General features: G+C 45.7%; 3 protein-coding genes. 2 read left to right on the forward strand and 1 reads right to left on the reverse strand.

From position 1 onward, the window contains the following. The first annotated feature begins 333 nt into the window (after positions 1 to 333). Complete coding sequence (locus tag N6G83_RS54055) at positions 334 to 1,284, forward strand: ArdC family protein (RefSeq protein ID WP_099065648.1); 951 nt, start codon at positions 334 to 336, stop codon at positions 1,282 to 1,284. Positions 1,285 to 1,892: 608 nt separating this feature from the next. Beyond that, positions 1,893 to 2,627, forward strand: coding sequence for a hypothetical protein (locus tag N6G83_RS54060; RefSeq protein ID WP_040118354.1), 735 nt, complete (start codon positions 1,893 to 1,895; stop codon positions 2,625 to 2,627). A gap of 44 nt (positions 2,628 to 2,671) precedes the next feature. On the opposite strand, the gene N6G83_RS54065 is transcribed toward N6G83_RS54060, so the two are convergent. Then, the gene (locus N6G83_RS54065) at positions 2,672 to 3,142 is read right to left on the reverse strand and encodes a phospholipase D family protein (protein ID WP_260524413.1); all 471 of its coding nucleotides are present in this window, start codon (positions 3,140 to 3,142) and stop codon (positions 2,672 to 2,674) included. Positions 3,143 to 3,157: the final 15 nt, after the last annotated feature.

Here is a 3,157-nt window from a genome sequence, read left to right on the forward strand (position 1 = left end):
CACAAGTCATTATTCATGTCTGTGGTGTCCGGGCGCTACGTCGTGCTTCCGCATTGAGCCAAGCGAGCTGTTTCACCCCTCCGGGCTTCCATCGCTGACACAACGGCATTTCACCGCTACGGCATAAGGGGCGCTAAGTTCGAGTATGCTCGCCGTCATTTTCTCCTGTGAGTCTTTCTTCTTCATATCAGCTTCCGGTAATCGTTACCCGTCACAACCTGGTCAGCAAGGTAATGCATAGCCGCTTCGCGCCCTTGCTGGCCAGAACGACTCCGGGGAGGCCGAACCGTCAGGCGATACGAAGACGAAATTCACACTGACGGAGAAACAACCATGACTATGAACCTGCATACCCAAACAAGCGTCCCTAATCCCGCACCGGCGACCAGCGCATCCCCGCTGGAGCAGTCAGGCTCCTCAAAAACGAAATTTTCTAAAGGCAAAGCCAAACCAGATGTTTACCAGGTTGTGACTGACAGCATCATCGAAGCGTTAGAAACGGGGGTTAAGCCGTGGGTGTGTCCGTGGAAGCGTAATGGTGCGGTGTCAGGTATTCCGTCAAACTTCACCACCGGCACAAGCTACAGCGGAATTAATATCATGATGCTGTGGTACAGCGCAGCAGCGCAGGGCTTCACAGATTCCCGCTGGTTGACTTACAAACAAGCTCAGGAGTTGGGCGCTCAGGTTCGCAAGGGGGAGAAGGGTACAACGGCCATTTTTTACAAGATGCTTGAGAAGGAAACCGAGGCGGGTGAGGTTGAAAAAATCCCAATGCTGAAATCATTCACCGTTTTTAACGCTGAACAAATAGAAGGGCTGACTCTGGAAGAAAAAACCGCACCGCAGCCGGTGGCAGAATTCGATCCGCTGCCGCAAGTTGAAGCACTGTTCCAGCGTACAGGCGCGAAAATTACTGAGCGTGGCCAACAGGCTTTTTTCAGACCATCAACAGATGAGATCTGGATGCCAGAGCGTCATCTCTTTACTGATGCAGCAAATTTTTACGCTACCGGCTTGCATGAACTTGTTCACTGGAGCGGAGCAAAAAACCGTTTAAACCGTGAGAAGGGTGGGAAGTTTGGATCTGCGGGATATGCCTTTGAAGAACTGATCGCGGAGCTGGGAAGCGCATTTTTAATGGCTGATCTGAGTATTTACGGGGAAGTACAGCACGAAAATTACATAGCCTCCTGGCTGGAAGCGTTGAAAGGTGACAAGCGCTTTATTTTTAAAGCTGCAAGTGCCGCTTCTAAAGCACACCGCTATTTGATGGATTTTTAAGGAGTAAACAGCCCCGCAATGGGGCTATTAATAATGGTTTTCTGAAGTAGGACACATGAGGAAGCGTTATCCACAAATCTACATGAGAAATAGCCAGTGAGCTGGGAGGCAGCCAAGCCATCCCAGCAAACGGGAGCGCCCTTAACGGCGGGACAAGCCGTTATGGGTTCGATTGTAGAGTTGTGGGTAACGCGGGAAGAGGAGAAAGAGAGTTCAAATTCATTGAATAATGGCCTTTCGCCGGTTGAACGGTGAAGCCTTCCTGTTCAGGGCTTCGAATTTTTATTATTAATGAACTATAACAGTAACTTCGTGAACTATAATTCAATGCTAACTAATTGATATTAATGTGATATGTTATTTCTTTTCTTCTAGAAAGACTTTACTTAAAAGACTTATAGTCTTTTAAGTAAAGGGGCATACTTCGTAAAAACGCAACGATGAAAATTTATGGAGAATGCTTATGTCTTTAGAAAATAAGGTAAAATTACTGGAGCGAGTCGCGAAAATCTCTGACAATCTTTGTCGACTAATTTTATGTACGACAGTCCTTATGCTTGTTTACTTCTTAGTCTCAGGTCGTTGATATGACTCCCTTATGGAAACCAATGCCTTATTATGTAATGAGGGATTGTAATGTTCTGAAAAATATAAAGAAAAACAAGGTTTCCACTGGGGTGGCATCCTTGAAAATTTTTATTCTTCTTTGTTTGAAATCCGAAGTGGATGACCAGGGAGGGTATAGCGCTTCAATAACTTATGACCAGTTCACTCAACTTTGCTCATTGAGTCGGAGGTTGATCAGCGAAGGATTGCGTTATCTCGAATCAACCGGGGTGATTGAGACTCTCGGAGAGAGGAAAAAACGCTACATCTTACTCAACTGTAAGCTAGAGGATAAGAAACGTGTACCAGCACCTTTCCATACATCTTACGGCCATTGGTGCAAACTCCCTTATAAAGGCCTTGTGGATGAAAATGGTAGGATAACTGCTTTTGAATCAATGAGTAATAGAAATATTCTTGAGTTAAACTCTCTGAAAATTTTTATTTATCTACTAATGATCAGGTCAGGCGGTAAGGTGTACTCAGCTGTAACCTTAAAAACGATTAAAGATAAGTTACGCCTTTCATATCAAGAGATTATGGTTGCTATTGCGTTTCTTAATTCGGTAGGATTGGTTGAAAAAGTAAGTGTAGGTTCAAACTCAATTGGTAATTACGATGAACGTTTCTCCATTAAGTTTTTGGTTTGTGGTTGGGAGATCTTGGAATGGAAACCTCATTATCTCTCAAGTGATAAAGATGATTGGAAAGAACAATTGCTTAGTGATTATTTCTGATGAAGCCCATCGATGGCGAAGGGCTTCAATGATATCTGCATTTTTTAGTAATGGCTGGTTTGAGCTATTGATTCACTCCAAAGCCGGTTGAACTCAGCCTGATACGTTCCCGCCAGTGCCGGGGCGTTCTGCACCAGTAGCGCATTTTCAGCATTACGACTGTTAGCGCTGGCGGTGTAATTGAATGAGCCGGTTTGCACCGTGTCACCATCCACCACCATAAACTTATTGTGCATGATGGCGTAACGCGCATTAAGGCGAACCGGCACACTCTGATTAGCCAGAAACGTAACAGCAGTGTATCTGTCATTGTTGGCCTTCTCATCGGCTACAACCCGGACTGATACACCACGATTTTTTGCGGCGACGAGCGCCGCCGCAATTGGCTTACTGGTGAAGCTGTAAGCCGCAACATCCACGCTACGCTTTGCGCCATTGATAGTGCTTAACACCACTTCTAAGGCGCTTTGCTGATCTGTGGTGGCGGGAGAAAAACCCACAGTTAAAGTAGCCATCACTGGCGGGGAAAG

Source organism: Serratia sp. PL7, assembly GCF_945957435.1.

Bases quoted from the DNA above. Each gene is read 5' to 3' on its own strand.
- N6G83_RS54055 (WP_099065648.1), top strand. From the start codon at position 334: ATGACTATGAACCTGCATACCCAAACAAGCGTCCCTAATCCCGCACCG.
- N6G83_RS54060 (WP_040118354.1), top strand. From the start codon at position 1,893: ATGCCTTATTATGTAATGAGGGATTGTAATGTTCTGAAAAATATAAAG.
- N6G83_RS54065 (WP_260524413.1), bottom strand. From the start codon at position 3,142: ATGGCTACTTTAACTGTGGGTTTTTCTCCCGCCACCACAGATCAGCAA.